Source organism: Pseudomonas sp. NY15435, from assembly GCF_048068295.1.
Lineage (GTDB): Bacteria > Pseudomonadota > Gammaproteobacteria > Pseudomonadales > Pseudomonadaceae > Pseudomonas.
This window is the reverse complement of record NZ_JBLUQA010000005.1, coordinates 78,110-99,059: the sequence shown is the minus strand read 5'-3', so window position 1 is coordinate 99,059 and position 20,950 is coordinate 78,110. Positions and strand designations below refer to the sequence as shown.

Here is a 20,950-nt window from a genome sequence, read left to right as displayed (position 1 = left end):
CGCTCGTCGGTTACTGGGCTTTGAGGCCTTGGATATCCAGGGGCAGGGAAACCCCCAGCAGTACATCCGGCGAGTCTTCGGTCAGACCGAAACCGGCGTTCACGTTGACGATGTAATCCGGCGATGTTCGCAGGCCGAGCGAGAAGTTCATGATCGCGCTGGTCTGCTCGGGCGCCTCGACCGTGCGGTCGTTGAAGTAGTACTTGTTCTTGAACGAGTAGGCCATCTGGTAGGAAGTGGCCAGGGACACGTCGTAGGACAGCGCGTACGCCATACCCATGGCGAAGTTGAGGGTATCGCCCGGTACCACCTTCTCCAGTTCTTCGCCGAACTGGTTCTGGTGGATGTCGTCGACCTTCATGTTGTAGGTGTAACCGAGCGAGCCGTAGAGCACGACCGGGTCGATCACGTAGGACATGTTGGCCCCCGCGCCGAGGCTGTAGTAACCGGCGCCGGTGGATACGTCGTCCTGCACGTTGCCCTTGTACGGGCTGTCGCCAGTGGGCAGGCCGAGGGTCGCGTAGAGCGTGGTGACCGGCCGGCCGCGGCGCGCGGCCCAGGGCTGCCAGCGCAGGGTCGCGGAGACGTCGCCCAGGCTGTAGGCATGGATGTCGCGCTCGGTGTCGTACTTGGCCACGAACGGCAGGCGCATGCTGAAAGTCAGGTTGTCCCAGATGCCGTAGTCGAAGGTGAAGGAGTTGGTGAAGGTGTGCTGCGCCTCGCTCTGGGCCAGCACACTGTAGACGTTCTCGCCACTGCGCACGGCCTGCAGACGGGTGTCGCGCATCAGGGTGTAGTCGAAGCCGTAGGTCAGCTGGCGCTCACCCTTCTTGAGCAGGGTGTAGCTCTTCTCGGCTGCCTGGAATACCTGCTCCAACGCCTTGGCGCTGTCGGCGTCGGTATCCTTCTTGGCCAGCGCATCTCGCGCGTCTTCGGTTGTCGCTTCTTCGGCGAATGTGCTGGTACTTGCCAGCAAGGCCAGAGCGGCAACGCACGCAAACCCCTTGAAATCCATGTTGCTATCCCCTGGTCTTGTTCTTATTCGTATGGGCCGATCGGGCGATCACTTGCGCCGGATGTACTGGACATCTCCATTCGTGGCGGCTTCGCCAATCTGGTTCTGGGTGACCTTGCTCATCTCCGGGAATTCGCGGAAAGCCAGCAGGCTGACAGTCCGGTCGTCCACCAGGCGCAGGTCGGCCTCGCGCAGCTCCAGGGCGTTCCTGGGCTCCTGGCCGCTGGGGTAGATGACGAAGAGTACGTTCTGGTCCCAGATTTCCTCGAAACGGGCGCGGGTGAAACTGATGTTGCCCAAGGCAGGATCGGCAACGAAAACGTGGTCGTTGTAGACGTCGCGGACCACGACGAAATGCTTGAAGCCGGCATAGTGGATCGGCACCAGCGCCGGGTGTTCGAGCGAGTCCAGGTCGGAGAACTCGGCACGGAAGCCGCCACTCTTGTAGCCCAGTGCGGCGGCGTAGCGCTTCATGTCCAGAAGCGAGAATCCACGGCGCTGGACGATCTTGTCGGCCTCGCCGTACTTGATCAGGCCTTCCATGACCTGACGCTCTTCCAGGTTGCGGCCCAGGTAGTAATCCAGCAGCGTGGTCAGCGCTGCAGAGCCGCAGCTGTAGTCGTAGGCCTGGCGGATGACGTTGCGGAACTGCACCTGGCTCATCGGCTCGAGCTGGACCGACTCGCGGAAGGGACCGTTGGGCGTGAGCGGCTGCGAGATGTTCACTGTGCCCTGCTGTTGCGGCTTGGTATCCACGGCCTGGGTAAAACCGAACAGGCCCAGCAGGCTTCCCAGCAGAATCTCGAACATCCCACCCCTCTCTTCAAATACTGGAAATCAATCCTGGAAGACCCTTGCCGGCAGACGCCGGCAAGGGGGACTGCGCTTCACCCTTGGGATCAGTGACCCCAGACCTTCACGGTCGAACCGGCCAGGTTCAGGTTGGAAACGGTCAGCGAGCCGATGCTGGCGCCGCCGGTGCCGACCTTGACCGCGTCGATGGTGACGTCGCCGGTCACGGTGGGCAGGCCGATGGCCAGTTGCTCGGTGGCAACGGCGGTGCCGCCGCCAACCGGAGTGATGTTGGTTTTCACCACGTCGACGGTCATCGGGGCGTTGTCGGCGATGGTCACGCTCGGCAGGTGGATACCCTGCAGGACCAGGGAACCGCCGTTGGTGTCGGCGTCCTTGTAGGTGACAGCGCCGATGGAGGCGTTGAAGGTACCGGAAATGCTGATGCCATCCTGGCCGGTGATACCGGACAGTGCAGCGTCATCCATGGATTTCATGTCGGCATGTGCCAGGAACGGAGCGGCCAGAACTGCGCTTGCAAGAACCAGTTGCTTGATTTTCATTGTTATAACTCTCCAGTGTTCAGGTGGGGTTGCCCCAGGCACTGCAAGGGGCGTCCTACCCCGCTGCAGGTTGACCGGCTGCTGCCGATCTTCCAGACCCCCGACTTCTTCCTTAGGCGCCGCGGGCATGGATTCGTGAAGCACGAGGCTTCGCGTCCTGATCTCCAAGCTACTGACCCGCCGTGAACCTGCCAGCCCATCCAAGGGATGGCGCAAACCAACCGTCTGACTCAAGCTTCGCTCAGCAATCCCAGACTCTTCCCCTTGAGTACCGCCTGGGTCCGACTGCGCACGCCGAGCTTGGCGAACAGGTTGTGCAGATGCCACTTGATGGTGGCCTCCGACAGATGCACCGCCTGGGCGATATCCCGGTTCGACAAACCCGCCGCGACGAGCCGCAGAATCTCCCGTTCGCGATGGCTAACATCCTGATTTTCATCGAAACTTTCCGGGTCGACGGAAAGTCTGCGGCACTGCTCGCGGAGCATTTCCGCTACCCCCTGCCAGGCCGATGCGCGCTTGGGCTCGGCACCCTTCCAGGCATCCCATAGCGGCAGCAGCCACAGCGCGTCATCCTGGAACAGCCGCCGGTAGCCCAGATTCCAGGCTTCCTCGAGGGTGGGGGCGAACAAGGCAAAGGCTTTTTCGCTGTTACCTTTCTGCCAATACGCCACAGAAAGTAACAGCGACAGACGCAGCCGCCGGTCGCGCTGATAGGGCGAGGTAAAGCCCGCCAGGCACGATTCCAGACGCTGCTGCGCCCGTTCGGCACGACGCTCCGACAGCGCCAGGCGCGCTTCGGCCAGGACCAGGGCGGTATGGGCGTCGGCATAGCGTTCGGCATTGAGTCCGGACAGGTGCCGTTCCAGTTGCAGGCAGACCCGCTCGGCCTCGTTGGGCCGACGCATCCACAGCAGCAATTGCACCTTGCAGCTCATCGCCAGCGCATGCACCCGTTCATAGCCGGGCGACTGCAGGCCAACCAGCCATTCGTCGAGCTGCGCCAACCCTTGTTCGGCCTCGCCGGCGAAGAATCGCGCCTTGGCCATCACCAGCTTGCCTCGGCTGATCAGTTCCACCGGCGTGGCGACGTCGCGCCAGGTGGTGGCCAGCGGTAGTTCGGCGAGGATCGCCGCGTGGCGATCCTGCTCGTACAGCAGGTCGGCATAGGCCAGCGACAGCGGCCCACCGACCCGGCTGCGCCGACCGAAGACGCGCTCCACGCGGCTGCGCGCGCTTTCGGCGATGGTCCGGCCGCGCTCCAGCTCGCCGCGCTCCTTGCAGATCAGCGCCTCGATCATGCTGACCACGACCTGCAGGTATTCGCTGTCGGCCATGCGCAGACAATCGCGGGCCACACCGATGGCATTGGCCGCCTCAGCGTAGTCGCCCAGCAGCGCATAGGCTGCCGCCTGGATGCACGACAGGCTGGCGCGGAACACCGGCTGATTACCCGGCACCAACGCCAACCACTGGCGCGCCACCTTCAGACAACCTTCCAGTTTGTCCTGATAGAGCAGCACCAGTGCCTTGAGCACCTGGGCCACGGCGAGCAGCTCGGCCATGCCGAAGTGGCGCACCTTGCCCTGCCCTTGCAGCAACCGCCCGCTGAGCTCTTCGATCAGCGCCTCGGCCTCGGCGAACTTCTGTTCGAAGGCCAACTGCCAGGCATAGAAAATCTGGAACACCGGATGCTCGCGGATCACCTCGGCGGGAATGCTGCTGAGCATGCCAAGAATGCCGTAGACCCGGTTGCCGGCAATCAGCTTGGCGCCCTGGCGCTCCAGCAAGTCGGCAGCGAAGGCATAGTCGCGTGCGCGCAGGGCGTACTTGATCGCGCGGTCGGCCATATCACGCCCTTCGCACCAGCGCGCGGCAGCATGCAGCAACGGCGTCGGGTCGGAGTTGCGCGCCAGGCGGCCCTGGAGGAATTCGGCGAACAGGTGGTGGTAACGGAACCACTCGCGCTGGTCGTCCAGCGGGATGATGAACAGCTGCTCGTTCTGCAGCCGCATCAGCATATCCAGGCCGTCGCGGCGCCCGGTCAGGGCATTGCACAGTTCGGCGCAGAATTCGTCGAGCACCGAGGTCTGGTCGAGAAACTGCTGCAAGGGTTCGGGCAGGCTACGCAGCACGTCCTCGGCGAGGTAGTCGGCGAGGTCGCGTTCGGTGCCGGAAAGCCCCTTGAGCAGCGCCGCGCGATCCGGGTTGCGCGCCAGCGCCAGGGCGGCGAGGTGCAACGCGGTGATCCAGCCTTCAGTGCGCTTGTGCAGCAGCTTGAGCTCGCTGTCGCTCAGGGCCAGGCCCTTGAGTTCGGTGAGGAAGGTGTCGGTTTCCTCGCGGGTCAGGCGCAGATCGTCGCCGCTCAGGCAGAAAGCCCAGGGCGCCAGGCCCGGCTCGTCCACCAGGAAGCGTGGGCGGTAGCGGGTGCTGGTAACCAGGCGGATATTGTCCGGCAGGTGCTCGATCAGGTAGCGCGCGCCGTGGGCCAGGGCCGGGTGGCGGATCTGGTGGAAGTCGTCGAGCAGCAGGTAGAGCGGCCCGTCGAGACGGCGCAGATCGGAAAGGAAGGCGTCGATGATGCCTTCCAGCGGCAGAGTCATGTCCGACTGCAGCAGGTTCGAGGTGTTGGTGCCGAAGTCCGCCTCGACGCTGCGGATGCTCGCCACCAGGTACTGCACCAGGCGCTGCGGCTCACTGTCGCCCTCGTCGCAGGACATCCAGGCAACCCGTGCACCGCCCTCCAGCAAACGCTGGCGGAACAGGCTGAGAATGGTGCTCTTGCCGAAGCCGGCTGGGGCGCTGAGGATCAGCACGCGCTGCGTGCGGTTGGCGTAGAGGCGGTCGATCAATGCCCGCCGCTGCAGCAGCGAAACGCTGTCGGTGCGCGGCGGGAACAGCTTGGTGCGCAGCAGCGGCGTAGGCTGCTGCGGCAATGTGGTCAGGGTCGTCATGTCAGAGCAGACTCAGCTCGCGGGCACGGCGTATCGCTTGGGTCCGATTGCGCACCTTGAGCTTCTCGTAGATGTTGTGCAGGTGCCATTTGACGGTGCCCAGGGCCAGCGACAGCTGCTGGCCGATCTCCTCGTTGGAGAGTCCCTGGGCCGCCAGGCATACCACTTCGCGCTCTCGGTCAGTCAGACCTTCTTCGAGCACCTCGGGCGACCTGCGTGCTTCCTGCCCCGGCCAGACGGTCAACATTCCACGAATGAAGACCTGCAGTGCCGGTTGTCGCTCGGTGGACTCCAGCTGCTGCAGCAACTGGCGAATCCCCTCGCCTTCCTCGATGAAAATGCTCCGCACCCCTTCCCGTTCGGCGCCGACCAGGCATTGGCCGAGCAGGCTGTGGGAACGTTCCTGGTAGCCCAGGCGCTGGTAGCTCAGAGCCGCCAGCAGGTCCAGGCGCAGCCGTTGCAGGCCGTGCCAGCCCGCCTGCAGCATGCCGCGCAGTTGGGTGATTTCGTGCAGCGCCTCACTGAAGTGCCCGCGCGCCTGGAGCAGGCGCACGCGGCTGATGCCCTGCACCCAGAGCACCGGGTTGAACGGCATCTGCTTGTAATGGCTGGCGAGCTTCACCCAATCGATCGCCTTGAGGCGCTGCTCGGCGCGTTTGCAGCGATCGGTGGCGGTTTCCTGGAGGATCAGGTTGATCTCCTCGCCCACCGCCATGGCGAAGAAGCGCCAGGACTGGTTGCGCGAAGCCAGGGTCTGCATCAGCCCGAGCGTGGCCAGCGCCTCCTTGCCGCGCCCCTGCAGGCGCTGGATGCGCGCCAGGCACTGCATGCCCTGTGCGTACAGATCGATGGGGTTGACCACGTCGACCCGGCCCAACGCCCAGCGCAGGCGATCTTCCAGGCCGTCCAGTTCGGTGCGGTAGTAAGCCGTCAGCGCTTCGGCGATGGCCGGCAGCGCCAGGGCCTGGGAGCGTTTGTCGAACAACGGCATGGCCTGCTCGCGCACGCGCTCGATGAGCATCTGCGCCTGCTTGACCTGGCCCTGTTCCAGCGCCAGCACCACTTCGATGGTGCACTGCTGCATGTGCAGGTAGCGGCCGTCGAGGAAGTGATTGCGTTGTTGCGCCAGCCCCATCAGGCGGCGCGCCTGCTCCGCCTGGCCGCGGATGACCTGGGCGAAGGCGCCGATCAGCAGGATGGCGCCTTCAAGGAATGCCGAATTCTGCCCCAGTTGGCTCTCCACCTTGCGCGCCAGAGTGATGCACTGTTCGAGGTCATCCTTCTGCAAGGCCAGCACGGCTTTCACCGCCAGCGCCGAGAGGTACTGATTGCCCATCGGGCCGTTGCCGCGCGAGTCGCCCCAGCGCGCCAGCAGCTCATCGATCATGCGATTGGCTTCAGGCAGGCTGAGCTCCGTGGCGCGGGTCCAGACGTCGCTGAGCACGAGGATCGGGTAGCGCTCGGCGATCTCGTCCGGCACGTGCTTGCGCCAGCGTGAAATCAGGTAGAGCTGGCCGCGGTTGATCAGCTCCAGGCCGCACCCGTCCACCAGCGCGGCGAGCATCTCCGGGTCCTCGGCGAGGCAGGCGTGCTCGATGGCCAGGGTCGGCATGTGATGGTTGGTGAACCAAAGGCTGGCGTTGAAATGCAGTTGCTTGAAGCGCTCCGGGTCGCGCTCGCGCAGGCGCGCACGGAGGAAATCGGCGAACAACTGGTGGAAGCGGTACCACTGGCGATCACGGTCCAGCGGCAGGAGGAACAGCTGCATGCTGTCCAGGTGCTCCAGCAGCGCCTGGCCGTCCTGGCGACCGGCCAGCGTGTTGGCCAGGTCGCCATTCAGGCGATTGGCGATCCCCAGTGATAGCAATGCGTCCTGCACATCGGCCGGCAGGCGCTCGAACACCGCGCGCAGCAGGTAATCGCCCACCGCCGCCTTGTCACTGCTGAACAGTTTGAGATCTTCCGGTGTTCCCGGCTGCTGGCGTAGCCACAGGCTGACCAGATGAACCCCCGCCATCCAACCTTCGGTCTGGTTGTGCAGCGACTGCAGGCAGCTATCTTCGAGTTGCAGGCCATCACGGGCCAGGTATTCGCGGGTTTCGTCGCGGGAAAGGCGCAGCTCGTCCTGGCCAACTTCCAGCAGCAGCCCCTTGGCGCGCCAGGTGGCAAGGTTCAGCGGCGGCTGCGAACGGCTGCCGATCGCCAGGGTGAGGCCTGGCGGGGCGTATTGCACTAGGCGATTGAGGCCGGCGAAGACGTCGGAATGGGTGATCTCATGCAGGTCGTCGAGTACCAGCAGTACCTTGCGCTCGTCGCGGGAAAGGTCCATCAGCAGGCTTTCCATGACCGCGACCACGGGCACGCGCATGGTGTTGCGCACATAGCCCAGCGCGTCCTCGCCGGTGCCCGGCACAGCGCTGGCCAACGCCTGGATGAGCTTCAGGCAGAAACGGCCGGGGTCGTCGTCATCACCCTCAAGGGAGAGCCAGGCGACCTGATGGCCTTCACTGGCACGCCTGCCGGCCAGTGCCGCCAGCGCGGTGGTCTTGCCGAAACCGGCTGGGGCGCAGAACTGCAGTATCGAGGCATAAGGATGTCGGTCCAGGGCATTCTGGACCTCGGGACGAATCAAATAATCAGCAGGCACCCGGGGGGGTGTTAATCTGGAGCGCAGAAGGCTGCCGGCTGCGGGCTCGAGCACTACATCCACGGCCTGTATCCCTATGTCATTATCGTTGTTGGTACGGAGCACTGTCCGCGTGGGATTCGTCACTTCTTATCAGAATGCGTTTCCTGCGTAAACCGAAGAAATAGCTCTAGGATCGACACTTCAGCCGACCTGATCACCTCAATTGCCTGCACGCTGTTACCCATGCCTGACTGTTTTTTGTACCCGCTTCCTTACCGGGAAGACCCGGGCGAACGCTTCGCCCTGATCCATCGGGCACCTGGTGCCGTTCTCCTGGACGCCGGCCGCCCCATTGCCACACGTGGACGCTATGACCTTCTGAGCGCCTGGCCATTGGCAGAACTGGCACCGACTGCCGACGAATCGGCCAAGAGCTTTTTCGCTCGCACAAGATCCGCCTTGCAGAGCCTGGGCGAGGCAAAAGTCCCGGACAATCACAAAGTGCCATTCGTCGGCGGAATGATCGGTTATCTCGGTTATGACTTCGGTCGGCGCGTCGAGCGCCTGCGCGAGCCGAACCTCGACGACCTCGCCCTCCCCGATGCGCGCCTGGGCCTGTACGCTTGGGCGCTTATCACCGATCACGAGGAACGCAGTAGCCAACTGGTGTTCCACCCGTCGCTGGCAAGGAGCGAGCGGGAGCGCCTGATCGCCCTGTTCGAAGGGGCTCGCGACGATGAGGCGCTGCCGCCCTTTGGGCTTGGCGCGCCATTCCGCCCGGACCTGAGCCGCGAGCAGTACCGCGAGGCACTGGAGCGCGTGCACAGCTACATCCTCGCCGGCGACTGCTATCAGGTGAACTACACCCAGCGCTTCCGCGCGCCTTGCAGCGGCTCCCCGTGGCTGGCATACCGAGCGCTGCGCGAGGCGTGCCCTACTCCTTTTGCCGGTTACATGGCATTGCCTGAAGGCGCGATCCTCAGCTTGTCGCCGGAGCGTTTCATCCAGCTCCACGGCAACCAGGTGGAAACCCGCCCGATCAAGGGCACCCGCCCGCGCGGCGACACGCCCGAGGCCGACCAGCGGAATGCCGAAGCCCTGCTCGCCAGCGAGAAGGACCGTGCCGAGAACCTGATGATCGTCGACCTGCTGCGCAACGACCTGGGGCGCAGCTGCCGCCCAGGCAGTGTGCGCGTGCCCGAGCTGTTCGCGGTAGAGACCTACCCCAACGTGCACCATCTGGTCAGCAGCGTGCGTGGCGAACTGGCGGACGGAAAGGATGCACTGGACCTCCTCGAAGGCAGCTTCCCGGGCGGCTCCATCACTGGTGCGCCGAAGGTCCGCGCCATGCAGATCATCGACGAGCTGGAACCAACCCAGCGCAGCATCTACTGCGGCAGCCTGCTCTACCTCGACGTGCGCGGCGAGATGGACAGCTCCATCGCCATCCGCACCGTGCTGGTGAAAGACGGCCAGGCGAGCTGCTGGGCAGGCGGCGGTATCGTGGCCGACTCAAAATGGGAAGAGGAATACGAGGAATCGCTGACCAAGGTGGGTGTGCTGCTGCGGACGCTGGAGAACCTGTAGGGCCTACGCCCGGCGGAACTCCAGAGCGGACTGACGCCAAGGCTGATCGGCGGATAACGTCGAACGTTATCCGCCCTACGGCCCTGTAACGCTGATGCCGCAGGCCGAACGACTGTAGGAGCGAGCTTGCTCGCGAACAGATCCACCGGCCACATCGATGTTGGGGCAATTCGCGAGCAAGCTCGCTCCTACAAAAAACTGCCGGAAAGAAAAAGCCCCGCACTTGCGGGGCTTTTTCGTCTCGGCCGATCTTACAGGCTGAGCTGGCGGTTGGACGCCTTGAGGAATTCCTTTTTCAGGTCCTCATAGGTGTGCACCGCCGGGAACTGCGGGAACTCGCGAATCACATTCTCCGGCGCATGGAACAGGATGCCGGCGTGAGCTTCGGAGAGCATGGTGGTGTCGTTGTAGGAATCGCCAGCGGCGATGACACGGTAGTACAGGCTCTTGAAGGCGATGACCGACTGACGCTTCGGATCCTTCTGGCGCAGCTGGTAGCTGACGACGCGATCAGTCTCGTCAGTGATCAGCTTGTGGCACAGCAGGGTCGGGAAACCGAGCTGGCGCATCAGCGGCTGGGAGAACTCGTAGAAGGTGTCGGAGAGGATCACCACCTGGAAGCGCTCGCGCAGCCAGTCGACGAACTCCACCGCGCCTTCCAGTGGCTTCAGGGTGGCGATCACCTCCTGGATGTCGGACAGCTTCAGGCCGTGCTCGTCAAGGATGCGCAGACGCTGCTTCATCAGCACGTCGTAATCCGGAATATCGCGGGTCGTCGCCTTCAGCGCTTCGATACCGGTTTTTTCAGCGAAGGCGATCCAGATTTCCGGAACCAGAACCCCTTCCAGGTCGAGACAGGCGATTTCCACGAACGATTTCCCCGCAGGATTGACTTGAGAGGCGGCACTCTAGCGGCTCGCTCCAAGCGGCGCAACGCGGCACTTATACCCAAACACCACAGTCCACCTTCCTGATGGTTATTTAGGGGCATATCCGCCTCTTTGCTACCATCGCGCCCACAGAGCGCCCCTGCGCCATTAAAACTAGGAATACCGCCTGATGAGCCTCCCGTTCGATATCGCGGAAATCGCCGCGAGCTATGCCAGCAAAGCCCCACAGGACATCCTGAAGCTTGCCTTCGAGCACTTCGGCGACGAGCTGTGGATTTCCTTCAGCGGCGCCGAGGACGTGGTGCTGGTGGACATGGCCTGGAAGCTCAACAAGAACGTCAAGGTGTTCAGCCTGGACACCGGCCGCCTGCACCCGGAGACCTACCGCTTCATCGAGCAGGTCCGCGAGCACTACGGCATCGCCATCGACGTGATGACCCCGGACCCGCGCCTGCTGGAACCGTTCGTCAAGGAGAAGGGCCTGTTCAGCTTCTTCAAGGACGGCCACGGCGAGTGCTGTGGCATCCGCAAGATCGAGCCGCTCAAGCGCAAGCTGTCCACCGTGACCGCCTGGGCCACCGGCCAGCGCAAGGACCAAAGCCCCGGCACCCGCAGCCAGGTCGCCGTGGTCGAACTGGACGGCGCTTTCTCCACTCCGGAAAAACCGCTGGTCAAGTTCAACCCGCTGGCCAACATGAGCAGCGAGGAAGTCTGGGCCTACATCCGCATGCTGGAAATCCCCTACAACAACCTGCACGAGCGCGGCTTCATCAGCATCGGCTGCGAACCCTGCACCCGCCCTGTGCTGCCGAACCAGCACGAGCGCGAAGGCCGCTGGTGGTGGGAAGAAGCCACGCAGAAAGAGTGCGGCCTGCACGCCGGCAATTTGATCAGCAAGGCCTGAAGCCTTACCCTCGGCTGACGGAAATTTCCCTGTCAGCCCGCAGCCCAGGATCGGACGCCTGCATGCCTGCGGCGGAGCCGATCCCATGCGCATCACCCTGGTGAAGAAGGTCCTGGCCGACGGTCAGGACTGCCGCAAGTGCCGCGAAGTCCACGAACGCCTGGTCAAGGGCGGTCACCTGAATCGTATCGACCGCACCCTGGTCGCCGACGAGCGCAACCCAGCCAGCACCGGCTGGCTGGTCGCGGCCCAGTATGGAGTGGACACCGCGCCCTTCTTCGTCGTCCGCCACGATGACGGCCGCGAGGTCGTCTACACGGTGTTCATGAGCTTCCTGCACGAAGTGCTCGAAGGCCGTGGCGAGCTACCGCTGGACTCCCGCGAAGCCCTGGCCGAACTGGCCCAGCGCGACGATCTTGACCGTCTATGAGTACGTGCCTGTAAGCGTCTGACTTGACGCTTTCTTGATAGTCGATCGGCCAGACTGTTCTCCCCTCCAAGGATGTTTCACCATGGCCGACAGCTCGGATCGTCCACGCCCTCGCATTCCCGGCACTGTCTGGGCGCTGGGGTTCGTCAGTCTGTTCATGGACGTGTCCTCCGAGCTACTGCACAGCCTGCTGCCGCTGTTCCTGGTCGGCAGCCTGGGGCTGAGCATGGTCGCGGTAGGTCTGATCGAGGGCATCGCCGAGGCCACCGCGCTGATCGTCAAGGTATTCTCCGGCGCCATCAGTGACTTCCTCGGCCGGCGCAAGGGCCTGGTGCTGTTCGGCTACGGCCTGGCGGCGCTGTCCAAGCCGCTGTTTCCGCTGGCTACCTCGGGCGAGACCATCTTCGCCGCGCGCCTGCTCGATCGCATCGGCAAGGGCATCCGCGGCGCACCCCGCGACGCCCTGATCGCCGATGTCTCACCGCCATCGATCCGTGGCGCCTGCTTCGGCCTGCGCCAGTCCATGGATACCGTCGGCGCTTTCGCCGGCCCGCTGTTGGCGATCGTGCTGATGCTCTGGCTGGGCAACAATCTGCCGCTGGTGTTCTGGTTTGCCTGTATTCCGGCCGCTATCGCGGTGCTGGCCATTGTCTTCTTCGTAAAGGAACCCGAGCACGCCGAAGGCACGCATCGCTTCCGCTCGCCGATCCATCGCGACGCTCTGCGCAGCTTCCCGACGCGCTACTGGTGGGTTGTCGGCATCGGCGCGGTCTTTACCCTCGCCCGCTTCAGCGAAGCCTTTCTGGTGCTGCGCGCCCAGGATATCGGCCTTCCGATGGCCTGGACGCCAGTGGTGATGGTGGTGATGGCCCTGCTGTTCATGCTTTCGGCCTACCCGGTGGGCTGGTGGTCAGACCGCACTGACCGCACCGGCCTGCTGGCCATCGGCATGCTATTGCTGGTGGCGGCGGACCTGCTGCTGGCCGGGGCAGACAGCACGCCGCTGATGCTCCTCGGTGTCGCACTCTGGGGCCTGCACATGGGGTTTACCCAGGGATTACTGGCGACGCTGATCGCCGACACCACGCCAGCGGACCTCAAGGGCACCGCCTTCGGTGTGTTCAACCTCGCCAGCGGCATCGCCATGCTGATGGCCAGCGTGCTGGCCGGCTGGTTATGGCAAAGCTTCGGCGCCAGCTGGACCTTCCTTGTCGGCGCGGCGCTGGCATTCGCCGCCCTGCTTTTGCTGCGCTGGCGTATCGGCTGAAACAGGGCACCTTGTAGGAGCGAGCTTGCTCGCGAACAGACCAACAATTGCCGCGCTGGAGTATCGGCTGAAACAGGCGCCTTTGTAGGAGCGAGCTTGCTCGCGAACAGACCAACAATTGCTGCGCTGGCGTATCGGCTGAAACAGGCGCCTTTGTAGGAGCGAGCTTGCTCGCGAACAGACCCACATCGGCGTGCTCGGTAGCTCCTTTCGCGAGCAAGCTCGCTCCTACAGAAAGCGTCAGGGGTCGACCTGCAGCCTCGAGAACCGGCCAATGAAAAATGCCGCGACTCTCGGGGAGGATCGCGGCGTTTTTTCTGGAGCAGACAGGCTACGGCATCAAACGGAAACCCGCGCGCAATCAGTAGATCGGCAGTTCGATACCGTCGAACAGCTCGTCCAGCTCAGTCTTGTTGTGGCACTGCACGGCCTTGGCCAGCAGGTCACGGGTCAGGTGCGGGGCGAACTTCTCGATGAAGTCGCACATGAAGCCGCGCAGGAAGGTGCCGCGACGGAAGCCGATCTTGGTCACGCTGGACTCGAACAGATGGCTGGCATCGAGCATCACCAGGTCACTGTCGAGCTTCGGATCGACCGCCATGTGGGCCACGATGCCCACGCCCAGGCCCAGTCGCACGTAGGTCTTGATCACGTCGGCGTCAGCGGCGGTGAACACTACCTTCGGCACCAGGCCGCGCTGGTTGAAGGCCTCGTCAAGCTTGGAGCGGCCGGTGAAGCCGAATACGTAGGTGACGATGGGCTGCTCGGCAAGCAGCTCCAGGGTCAGCTTCGGCACCTTGGTCAGCGGGTGGCCCTGGGGCACGATCACGCAGCGGTTCCAGCGGTAGCACGGCATCATGATCAGGTCGCCGAAAAGCTCCAGCGCCTCGGTGGCAATGGCGAAGTCGACGGTGCCGTCGGCAGCCATTTCGGCGATCTGCATCGGCGTGCCCTGATGCATGTGCAGGGAGACGTCCGGGTACTGCTTGATGAAGCCGCTGATTACGCCGGGCAGCGCATAGCGCGCCTGGGTGTGGGTGGTGGCGATGGACAGCGTGCCCTTCTTTTCGTTGGAGAATTCCTGGGCGATCTGCTTGATGCTCTCGACCTTGCGCAGGATTTCGCCGGCGGTGGTGATGATTCGCTCACCGGCCGGAGTGACGCGGGTCAGGTGCTTGCCGCTACGGGCGAAGACTTCGACGCCCAGCTCGTCTTCCAGCAGGCGGATCTGCTTGCTGATGCCGGGCTGGGAGGTATACAGGCTTTGGGCAGTGGCGGAGACGTTCAGATCGTGGTGCGCGACTTCCCAGATATAGCGCAGTTGCTGAAGCTTCATGGACTTTCCTCGAAATGAATGTCGCGACCCGCGATCAAGGGCTTATCGTTTTATAACCATATTAATGGTTTAAGGAATAAAACTAGACGTTTTTTTTTGCCCTGCATGCCATTCGTCTAAAGCCCTACGGAAATTCCGGGCTTGTCCGACATATCGTCACAAAGCATTCAACGATGCTGCAGCATCGGCACCAGGTAGACCGGCACCTCGGCCAGCTGCACCAGGCGCGCGGCGGTGCGCCCCAGCGGCGTATTCAGCCCTTCCCCATGGCTGTGGCTGCCGGCAACGATAATGTCGACGTCCAGGCGCTTGGCCTCGTCGAGAATCACCATCGGTGCATCGCCCTGTATCACGCGCACCGAGCGGATCAGCTCGGCGTCCTGGCGCGCTTCCCCCAGTTCATCGCGGAACCCTTCCATCACCCGCTGCTCGATGCTGCCCATGACGTTGGTCAGGCCATTGGTGCGCATCTCCTTCAGCGTGCCTTCGTCCAGGTAGGTCTGCAGAACGGACTCGGCGAACAGCCCCAGCGGCTCCACCGCATGCACGACGTAAACCTCGGCGCTGTAGGCGCGGGCCAGCGAAAGTGCGTGCTGAAGGACGTAGGGGGCGTAAAGACCGAGGTCGGTGGCGTAAAGAATCGTTCGGATCATGCGGCCTCCTCGACTGCCTGCGCGGCGGGGCCTATCCAGCAGCGTAGCAGGAGAACGCGAATCGCTCCGAGAAGGCCGGATGTCGCGGCCAGGTGGCTATCCGGCGACCTTCTTCTCGTTACTGACGCCGTGGGGAACATGGCCGGTCGCCACCACATCCCGCGCTTTCTCGCAGTGCATCGGCTGGTCGTCGAAGAATACGTCGGCGGCGAATGCCTCGAGGAAAGCGGCCTTGTCCAGACCACCGAGAAACAGCGATTCGTCCAAACGGATGTCCCATTCGCGCAGCGTGCGGATCACCCGTTCGTGAGCCGGTGCGGAACGCGCGGTGACCAGCGCCGTGCGGATCGGGCAGGACTCCTGCGGGAAGGCCTGCTGCACGCGGTTGAGTGCTGCCAGGAAGGGCTTGAACGGCCCGCCACGAAGCGGCTCGCGGGCGGATTCGCGCTCGTGGGTCTGGAAGGCGTCCAGCCCGCCCTGCTGGTAGACGCGCTCGGAGTCGTCGGAGAACAACACCGCATCGCCGTCGAAGGCAAAGCGCAACTCGCCATTGGCCTCCCGGCGGGCACCGCCGGAAAGGATGGTCGCGGCGGCAAAGCCGGCGTCCAGCGCATTGCGCACATCCTCTATATGGGTGGAGAGGAACAGGTGGCAGTTGAACGCCTTCAGGTAGGGATAGGGGCTGCGGCCGCCGACAAAGGCGGCGCGGGAGATGCCCAGGCCATAGTGCTGGATGGAGTTGAACACACGCAGGCCGGTATCGGCGCTGTTGCGCGAAACCAGGATGACTTCGACCGGCGCGCTCTCGGTTCCACCGTTGAGGGCCAGCAGCTTCTGCACCAGGGCGAAGGCGTCGCCCGGCGGCAGCACGTCGTCTTCGCGGGCGATCTGGTACTGGCGATAGGCTTCGACACCTTCGCTTTCATAGACCTGATGGCTCTCCCGCAGATCGAACAGCGCCCGCGAGGAAATCGCCACCACCAGCTTGTCGCCCAGTCCTTTTGCCATGCTTCCCCCGGCGTTCATCAGCGAGCCTGGTTGCGCGCGTCGATGAAGCGCAGCGCGCGATACAGCGCCTCGATCTTCGGCAGTTCACGCCCGGCCCGGCGTGCAGCCTCCAGCGGCGCGGCGTAAATAGCACCCAGCTCCAGCGGCCGGCCCTGGGCAAAATCATGGTACATGCTGGGCAGGTAGTCCGGCATGGCGTCAGTGGAGCTGAGCATCGCGCCGACGATGCCCTGTGGCAGCAAGTGCCCGCAAGCGGCGGCGCCGGCGATGACTTCCTCCATCAGCTCGGCGACCAGGGTGCGGCTGTCAGGGTTATCCATGATCGCCCGCGTACCGCTGTCGAGCAGCACGGAAAGGCCATTGTAGGGAATGTTCCAGACCAGTTTCTGCCAGCGCGCCTGCTCCAGATTGGGCATGGCGTTGGAGTCCAGGCCGGCGCTGCGGAACAGCGCGGCGCCCTCCTCCACGATCGCCTGGCGCGCTTCGGCCTCCTGCGCTGGGCCGGAGTGATAGCCGATGTTCACTCCACCGAAGGCCTGGTGCTCGATCACGCCCGGCTCCGCGCGGTGAACGCAGATGAAGCAGAGCCCGCCCAGCAGATGGATGTGCTCGGGCAACAGCGCACGCAGTTCGTCCTCCACTGCGAGGCCGTTCTGCAACAGCAGGACCTTGGCCCCCTGCGCGGCGGCCTGAATGATCAGCGGCGCAAGTTCGGCATTGCTGGTGGTCTTGGCGCCCACCAGCAGCCAGTCGCAGGGCGGCATCTTCGTCGCGTCATCGTAGGCATTCACCGGCGAAAGGCTCAGCGCGCCGTGCACCTGGCTGTTCAGGCGCAAGCCGTTCTGCGCAACGGCGGGATACTCGCTGCGCAGCAGGAAATGAACGTCATGGCCGGCGCGGGCCAGCATCAGGCCATAGAAACCGCCAATGGCGCCGGTTCCGATGATGCCGATTCGCAGATTCATCAAGGCAATTCCTCAACAGGGCGCAACAAGGCAGCGCGCAGGGCTTGGATCAGGGGTTCGGGGCGCAACGGTGCGTGGACCGGGCCCAGGAAATGGCCGTCGCGCACCAGGAACAGGGAAGGCAGGTGGAAGACTTCATAGCGCTCGACCAGCCCGCCACTGTGCCCCGCGTCGATCCAGCACAGGCGGTCCACCGGCAAGTGGAACTGCGGCAAAGCCTGCCGCGCCCAGCGGCAGGTGGAGCAGCCCGCGCCGGTGAAAACCAGCAGCGAAACGCCCGGCAGCTCCAGCAGCCGGCGGTCGGCATCCAGGTCAGTCAGCTCCAGGGCCGGCACTATACTCAAGGTGCCACCACTATAAAGATTGCAGTCGGAGCGTTCCGTCATGCGTCAGTTCCTGCGTCACCCTTGCGACCTTCCGGTCGAGCTGGTCATCCGCAAGCAGACCTTCCTGCCGCGCCAGCGGTTGCACAATATCAGCCTCGGCGGCGTGGCGTGCAATTCACCGCGGGGTTTTCGCCGCGGCACTTCCATCGAACTGCGCATCCCCCTGCTGGGCGACGCCGCGCGCTATCCAGGCGTCATCGCCTGGAGCCGCAAGCAGAGCAGCGACTACCGCGTGGGCATTGCCTTCATCGACGAAGACACCCTGTTTCGCGCCCGGATGATCGAGCAGGTCTGCCAGATCGAGCATTACCGCCGCCAGCAGGCACAGGTGCTGGGCGACGAGCAGCCGATCGAGGACCTGGCGCTGGAATGGATCGCGCGCAACGCCGCCGACTTCCCATTGTTTTGCGCGGTCTGATCGCCGCCCCGCAGAAAGTCGCGCAAATGCCCGTGTTGCGGGCATTTTCCTGCATCGAACCATTGTCGAGGCGAGGCCTGAACGGTTAAGGTTCGGGTTCCCCTTAGCGACACATTTGCCTGCGCCCCTCGCACGGGGATTCCTGGCGGCCGGCACCCGTGACCTGATTGAGTACCACGATGGCTGATTTACAGATCGATGACCTTAACGTTGCCTCCAACGAGACACTGATCACGCCGGAGCAGCTCAAGCGCGAAATCCCCCTGACCGACGCCGCCCTGCGCACCGTCGCCAACGGCCGCCAAGTCGTGCGCGACATCCTCGACGGCAAGGACCACCGCCTGTTCGTGGTGATCGGCCCCTGCTCGATCCACGACATCAAGGCCGCCCACGAGTATGCCGAGCGCCTGAAGGTGCTGGCCGCGGAAGTCTCCGACACCCTGTTCCTGGTGATGCGCGTGTACTTCGAGAAGCCGCGCACTACCGTCGGCTGGAAGGGCCTGATCAACGACCCGTACCTGGACGACTCCTTCAAGATCCAGGACGGCCTGCACATCGGCCGCCAGCTGCTGCGCGACCTCGCCGAAATGGGCCTGCCCACCGCCACCGAGGCGCTCGACCCGATTTCCCCGCAGTACCTGCAGGACCTGATCAGCTGGTCGGCCATCGGCGCGCGCACCACCGAATCCCAGACCCACCGCGAGATGGCTTCCGGCCTGTCCTCGGCGGTCGGCTTCAAGAACGGCACCGACGGCAGCCTGACCGTGGCGATCAACGCCCTGCAATCGGTTTCCAGCCCGCACCGTTTCCTGGGCATCAACCAGGAAGGCGGCGTCTCCATCGTCACTACCAAGGGCAACGCCTACGGCCACGTGGTGCTGCGTGGCGGCAACGGCAAGCCGAACTATGACTCGGTCAGCGTCGCCCTGTGCGAACAGGAACTGACCAAGGCGAAGATCCCGCTGAACGTGATGGTCGACTGCAGCCACGCCAACTCCAACAAGGACCCGGCCCTGCAGCCGCTGGTGATGGACAACGTCGCCAACCAGATCGCCGAAGGCAACAACTCCATCGTCGGCCTGATGGTGGAAAGCCACCTGGGCTGGGGCGCTCAGCCGATCCCGAAGGACCTGTGCCAGCTGCAGTACGGTGTATCGATCACCGACGCCTGCATCGACTGGGACACCACCGAGAAGGCCGTGCGCAGCATGCACACCAAGCTCAAGGACGTCCTGCCCAAGCGTCAGCGCGGCTGACGCTTCCAGCGGCAATGAAAAAGCCGGGCATATGCCCGGCTTTTTTCTTGGCCCATGTAGGAGCGAGCTTGCTCGCGAACGGAGTTTCCGCCTATACCAGCTTCAAGCGGTTCGCGAGCAAGCTCGCTCCTACAAAGCTGCCGCCGATGTCGGGGATGGAATTGCATCAGGCACAAAAAAGCCCGGCATTTGCCGGGCTTTTTCTGCGCCCTGAAGCTCAGAGCGCGGTATCGGTGTGGCGCTGGCGGCGCTCCAGGTAGCGCTCGACGTAGGAGCACGACGGGATGACGCTGTAGCCCTTGCGCTCGGCGAACTGCAGCGCATGCTCGGTGAGTGCGGCGGCGATGCCACGGCCACGCAGGCTGTCGGGAACGAAAGTGCGATAGATGTCGAGCGTCTGCTTGCCCAGATCCATGTAGGCCAGATAGGCGCGATGACCATCAACAGTCGTTACGAACTGGTGGCTGGTTTCATCATGCTGGATGGACAACGACTCACTCACTTGCTCTCTCCTTCCGGGGGCCTCACAACATGACCCGCACCTGATTGATCTTGTTCAGGCGGAGGAACATTTCTGCCGAGCCCGTCCCAATCATGACGGTGATATAGACTCGGCCGTTCTCCACCTTGTGCAGCACACCCTGGTAATACGCACCATCAAACGTGATGAACTGCAGACGCTTGCCGGTGTACTGGGCAAGGCTTTCAACGCTAACGAACTCATATTGCTGCGTTTTGGCCTGCGACTCAACCGTTTCCGGGGCCGAAACCATTTGATATTGGCTTTCCGGCGTGATTTTTTTCTTCAGCGGATCGACCCAGGCGAACCCCAGCGGTGTGACCGACTCCTGGTTCACTAAGACGACCGGATGCAGCATCTGGATCACATCCTTAGGCTCGAAAAACTGCAGACCGTCCCAGGCCATGCCTTCGGTGGGCGTCAGCTCCACGCGCAGCGAGCGCGGATCGCTCAGGTAGCGGCCGTAGGCTTCGAGCAGTGGCTTGTCGAGGGCAATGCGCTGTTGGCGCAGGGCCTTGTCGAATTGCTCCAGCGCCATCGCGGTATACGCTTTCTGGTCCACGCCGAGCTTGCCCCGGCAGAACTCGCTGACGCGGCGCTGATACTGGTTGTCGTTCATCTCGACGACCAACTGCGACACCCGCGGCGGGTTCACACGCATGTCGCCGGGGCGTTCGGAGACGTTCATCAGCGTCATGCTGGTGTGCATATCCAGCATGTCGCGGGTATCGCTGCGCAGGTCAAAGGTCAGGGTCTGCGCGCCCGGTTGCATGCGGTAGGAGAATTCGATGTCCGATTCGAGGGTGCGGTAGCCCATCTGCAGCAGCTCATCGACACCGATGTTGTGCACATTGCCGCAGGCCACTTCGCTCATCGCGGTGAAAGCGCTCGCCTCCGCCGGCTGGGCATACAGCGATTGCATGAACGGGCCGTGAATCTGCAGTTCCACACCTTTCAGGTCCACTGCCATCTGCTCCGGCAGCTTGCCGTCACCCAGACGCTCCTTGAAGCTGAGCAGTTCACGCAGGCCGTTGAACTTCAGCTGGGCATGGGCGACCTTCAGGCTGTCATGGGCCATCGGTACCCTGATCACCACGTTCTGCAGGCCCACCCGGCCGTCGAAGGACGAGGAAATGCCGCCGTAGGTAATTTCCATGAACGGCGAAACGCGGGCGATGGCGTCGTTCACCACGCTGCGTACGGAGAGCCAGAGCGACGCCTTGATGATGAGGGCGATCGCAACAACGGCAAAAAGAGACCACTTGAGAATCTTCGACATGGAAGGCACATCCTGGATTGTGCGAGAGCGGGACGCAGGGATACTGGCAGCTTAACAGCACACCCTGAACCTCTCCACGAGCGCCGTCGGAAATTGCG

At 63.6% G+C, this 20,950-nt stretch carries 19 protein-coding genes; 6 read left to right on the top strand and 13 right to left on the bottom strand.

The window, feature by feature from the left end:
• Window positions 1-10: 10 nt before the first annotated feature.
• The 5 genes from ACNFH5_RS13435 to ACNFH5_RS13415 form a co-directional block, all read right to left on the bottom strand.
• Window positions 11-1,015: a transporter gene (locus tag ACNFH5_RS13435; RefSeq protein ID WP_416746629.1), complete on the bottom strand. Its 1,005-nt coding sequence runs from the start codon at window positions 1,013-1,015 to the stop codon at window positions 11-13.
• Between the two features lie 48 nt (window positions 1,016-1,063).
• Window positions 1,064-1,825 carry a C39 family peptidase gene (locus ACNFH5_RS13430; protein WP_416746627.1) on the bottom strand — a complete coding sequence of 254 codons (762 nt, stop codon included), beginning with the start codon at window positions 1,823-1,825 and terminating at the stop codon, window positions 1,064-1,066.
• 89 nt (window positions 1,826-1,914) lie between these two features.
• The gene (locus ACNFH5_RS13425; RefSeq protein WP_017516894.1) at window positions 1,915-2,370 is read right to left on the bottom strand and encodes a DUF6160 family protein; all 456 of its coding nucleotides are present in this window, start codon (window positions 2,368-2,370) and stop codon (window positions 1,915-1,917) included.
• 230 nt (window positions 2,371-2,600) lie between these two features.
• A complete protein-coding gene (locus ACNFH5_RS13420) occupies window positions 2,601-5,324 on the bottom strand; it encodes a LuxR C-terminal-related transcriptional regulator (protein ID WP_416746625.1) in 2,724 nt (907 codons plus the stop codon).
• 1 nt (window position 5,325) lies between these two features.
• Entirely contained in the window at window positions 5,326-8,034 is a 2,709-nt protein-coding gene (locus ACNFH5_RS13415) for a LuxR C-terminal-related transcriptional regulator (protein ID WP_416746623.1), read from the bottom strand.
• 162 nt (window positions 8,035-8,196) lie between these two features.
• On the opposite strand from ACNFH5_RS13415, the gene pabB reads away from it, so the two are divergent.
• Window positions 8,197-9,540, top strand: coding sequence for an aminodeoxychorismate synthase component I (pabB, locus tag ACNFH5_RS13410; RefSeq protein ID WP_416746621.1), 1,344 nt, complete (start codon window positions 8,197-8,199; stop codon window positions 9,538-9,540).
• A gap of 251 nt (window positions 9,541-9,791) precedes the next feature.
• Here the strand turns inward: pabB and thrH are convergent, their stop codons facing one another.
• Window positions 9,792-10,409: a bifunctional phosphoserine phosphatase/homoserine phosphotransferase ThrH gene (thrH, locus tag ACNFH5_RS13405; protein ID WP_416746619.1), complete on the bottom strand. Its 618-nt coding sequence runs from the start codon at window positions 10,407-10,409 to the stop codon at window positions 9,792-9,794.
• A 190-nt stretch (window positions 10,410-10,599) separates the two neighbouring features.
• Between thrH and ACNFH5_RS13400 the strand changes: the two genes are divergently transcribed.
• The 3 genes from ACNFH5_RS13400 to ACNFH5_RS13390 all read left to right on the top strand — a co-directional run bounded on the left by ACNFH5_RS13400 (window position 10,600) and on the right by ACNFH5_RS13390 (window position 13,031).
• Window positions 10,600-11,334 (top strand): phosphoadenylyl-sulfate reductase, encoded by a 735-nt coding sequence (locus tag ACNFH5_RS13400; protein WP_416746617.1) that lies wholly within the window; start codon window positions 10,600-10,602, stop codon window positions 11,332-11,334.
• An 85-nt stretch (window positions 11,335-11,419) separates the two neighbouring features.
• Entirely contained in the window at window positions 11,420-11,764 is a 345-nt protein-coding gene (locus ACNFH5_RS13395) for a hypothetical protein (RefSeq protein ID WP_416746615.1), read from the top strand.
• An 82-nt stretch (window positions 11,765-11,846) separates the two neighbouring features.
• Complete coding sequence (locus ACNFH5_RS13390; RefSeq protein ID WP_416746613.1) at window positions 11,847-13,031, top strand: MFS transporter; 1,185 nt, start codon at window positions 11,847-11,849, stop codon at window positions 13,029-13,031.
• 361 nt (window positions 13,032-13,392) lie between these two features.
• On the opposite strand, the gene cysB is transcribed toward ACNFH5_RS13390, so the two are convergent.
• From cysB to ACNFH5_RS13365, 5 genes are all read right to left on the bottom strand, one after another.
• On the bottom strand, window positions 13,393-14,367 hold the full coding sequence (gene cysB, locus ACNFH5_RS13385) for an HTH-type transcriptional regulator CysB (RefSeq protein ID WP_088417489.1): 975 nt from the start codon (window positions 14,365-14,367) through the stop codon (window positions 13,393-13,395).
• A 167-nt stretch (window positions 14,368-14,534) separates the two neighbouring features.
• The gene (locus tag ACNFH5_RS13380) at window positions 14,535-15,020 is read right to left on the bottom strand and encodes a universal stress protein (protein WP_416746611.1); all 486 of its coding nucleotides are present in this window, start codon (window positions 15,018-15,020) and stop codon (window positions 14,535-14,537) included.
• A gap of 96 nt (window positions 15,021-15,116) precedes the next feature.
• Window positions 15,117-16,028 carry a 5'-nucleotidase gene (locus ACNFH5_RS13375; RefSeq protein WP_416746609.1) on the bottom strand — a complete coding sequence of 304 codons (912 nt, stop codon included), beginning with the start codon at window positions 16,026-16,028 and terminating at the stop codon, window positions 15,117-15,119.
• A gap of 17 nt (window positions 16,029-16,045) precedes the next feature.
• On the bottom strand, window positions 16,046-16,993 hold the full coding sequence (locus tag ACNFH5_RS13370; protein WP_416746607.1) for a putative 2-dehydropantoate 2-reductase: 948 nt from the start codon (window positions 16,991-16,993) through the stop codon (window positions 16,046-16,048).
• Window positions 16,993-17,379, bottom strand: a complete 387-nt coding sequence (locus ACNFH5_RS13365; protein ID WP_416746605.1) for a thioredoxin — start codon at window positions 17,377-17,379, stop codon at window positions 16,993-16,995. The genes ACNFH5_RS13370 and ACNFH5_RS13365 overlap by 1 nt, the downstream gene beginning before the upstream one ends.
• Here ACNFH5_RS13365 and ACNFH5_RS13360 point away from each other — a divergent pair.
• Window positions 17,378-17,797, top strand: a complete 420-nt coding sequence (locus tag ACNFH5_RS13360; RefSeq protein ID WP_416746603.1) for a PilZ domain-containing protein — start codon at window positions 17,378-17,380, stop codon at window positions 17,795-17,797. The two genes, ACNFH5_RS13365 and ACNFH5_RS13360, sit on opposite strands and share 2 nt — an antisense overlap.
• 179 nt (window positions 17,798-17,976) lie before the next feature.
• Window positions 17,977-19,053: a 3-deoxy-7-phosphoheptulonate synthase gene (locus ACNFH5_RS13355; protein ID WP_138525137.1), complete on the top strand. Its 1,077-nt coding sequence runs from the start codon at window positions 17,977-17,979 to the stop codon at window positions 19,051-19,053.
• A gap of 217 nt (window positions 19,054-19,270) precedes the next feature.
• Here ACNFH5_RS13355 and ACNFH5_RS13350 read toward each other — a convergent pair whose 3' ends face one another.
• Entirely contained in the window at window positions 19,271-19,555 is a 285-nt protein-coding gene (locus ACNFH5_RS13350) for a GNAT family N-acetyltransferase (protein WP_024765462.1), read from the bottom strand.
• Window positions 19,556-19,577: 22 nt separating this feature from the next.
• The gene (locus ACNFH5_RS13345; RefSeq protein WP_416746600.1) at window positions 19,578-20,852 is read right to left on the bottom strand and encodes a hypothetical protein; all 1,275 of its coding nucleotides are present in this window, start codon (window positions 20,850-20,852) and stop codon (window positions 19,578-19,580) included.
• Window positions 20,853-20,950 lie beyond the last annotated feature (98 nt).

What these genes read in the sequence shown, in the direction of transcription:
- ACNFH5_RS13430 (WP_416746627.1), bottom strand. Translation starts at nt 1,825, where the DNA reads ATGTTCGAGATTCTGCTGGGAAGCCTGCTGGGCCTGTTCGGTTTTACC.
- pabB (WP_416746621.1), top strand. Translation starts at nt 8,197, where the DNA reads ATGCCTGACTGTTTTTTGTACCCGCTTCCTTACCGGGAAGACCCGGGC.
- ACNFH5_RS13375 (WP_416746609.1), bottom strand. Translation starts at nt 16,028, where the DNA reads ATGGCAAAAGGACTGGGCGACAAGCTGGTGGTGGCGATTTCCTCGCGG.
- ACNFH5_RS13370 (WP_416746607.1), bottom strand. Translation starts at nt 16,993, where the DNA reads ATGAATCTGCGAATCGGCATCATCGGAACCGGCGCCATTGGCGGTTTC.
- ACNFH5_RS13360 (WP_416746603.1), top strand. Translation starts at nt 17,378, where the DNA reads ATGCGTCAGTTCCTGCGTCACCCTTGCGACCTTCCGGTCGAGCTGGTC.
- cysB (WP_088417489.1), bottom strand. Translation starts at nt 14,367, where the DNA reads ATGAAGCTTCAGCAACTGCGCTATATCTGGGAAGTCGCGCACCACGAT.
- ACNFH5_RS13380 (WP_416746611.1), bottom strand. Translation starts at nt 15,020, where the DNA reads ATGATCCGAACGATTCTTTACGCCACCGACCTCGGTCTTTACGCCCCC.
- ACNFH5_RS13425 (WP_017516894.1), bottom strand. Translation starts at nt 2,370, where the DNA reads ATGAAAATCAAGCAACTGGTTCTTGCAAGCGCAGTTCTGGCCGCTCCG.
- ACNFH5_RS13400 (WP_416746617.1), top strand. Translation starts at nt 10,600, where the DNA reads ATGAGCCTCCCGTTCGATATCGCGGAAATCGCCGCGAGCTATGCCAGC.
- ACNFH5_RS13345 (WP_416746600.1), bottom strand. Translation starts at nt 20,852, where the DNA reads ATGTCGAAGATTCTCAAGTGGTCTCTTTTTGCCGTTGTTGCGATCGCC.
- ACNFH5_RS13390 (WP_416746613.1), top strand. Translation starts at nt 11,847, where the DNA reads ATGGCCGACAGCTCGGATCGTCCACGCCCTCGCATTCCCGGCACTGTC.
- ACNFH5_RS13435 (WP_416746629.1), bottom strand. Translation starts at nt 1,015, where the DNA reads ATGGATTTCAAGGGGTTTGCGTGCGTTGCCGCTCTGGCCTTGCTGGCA.
- ACNFH5_RS13420 (WP_416746625.1), bottom strand. Translation starts at nt 5,324, where the DNA reads ATGACGACCCTGACCACATTGCCGCAGCAGCCTACGCCGCTGCTGCGC.
- ACNFH5_RS13395 (WP_416746615.1), top strand. Translation starts at nt 11,420, where the DNA reads ATGCGCATCACCCTGGTGAAGAAGGTCCTGGCCGACGGTCAGGACTGC.
- ACNFH5_RS13355 (WP_138525137.1), top strand. Translation starts at nt 17,977, where the DNA reads ATGGCTGATTTACAGATCGATGACCTTAACGTTGCCTCCAACGAGACA.
- ACNFH5_RS13365 (WP_416746605.1), bottom strand. Translation starts at nt 17,379, where the DNA reads ATGACGGAACGCTCCGACTGCAATCTTTATAGTGGTGGCACCTTGAGT.